The organism is Aliivibrio finisterrensis, assembly GCF_008933155.1.
Taxonomy (GTDB): Bacteria; Pseudomonadota; Gammaproteobacteria; order Enterobacterales; family Vibrionaceae; genus Aliivibrio; species Aliivibrio finisterrensis.
Genome location: NZ_WBVP01000124.1, coordinates 1 through 277 on the forward strand (window position 1 = coordinate 1; position 277 = coordinate 277).

1 protein-coding gene is annotated in these 277 nt (G+C 43.0%); it reads left to right on the top strand.

The annotated features are described in order from the left end of the window. A partial coding sequence (locus F8B77_RS17825) for a hypothetical protein (protein WP_208846192.1) occupies window positions 1-277 on the top strand: 277 nt, incomplete at both ends.

The window sequence follows — 277 nt, forward strand, 5'->3', positions numbered from 1 at the left end:
AGCAATGTTGGACTCTGAAACAGAAGTATCTACATCAATTATGGCCTCGCCATTGACGACCATGGCAGTAAAACTGGCACAGCGTAATGCGGATCGTACGCTAGGTACATTCACAGGTGATCAAGATGGCGTTATTTCTAAGAGTGAGTGGTCAACTGCGATAACAACGGCCAAAGAGATCGTAAAATCTCTAATGGGATACAGCCTCATTGATGATGTCGATATTTTTAAGCAAACCCCGATCGTTACTAACGAAACAGAAGAAAGCAAAAAAGGC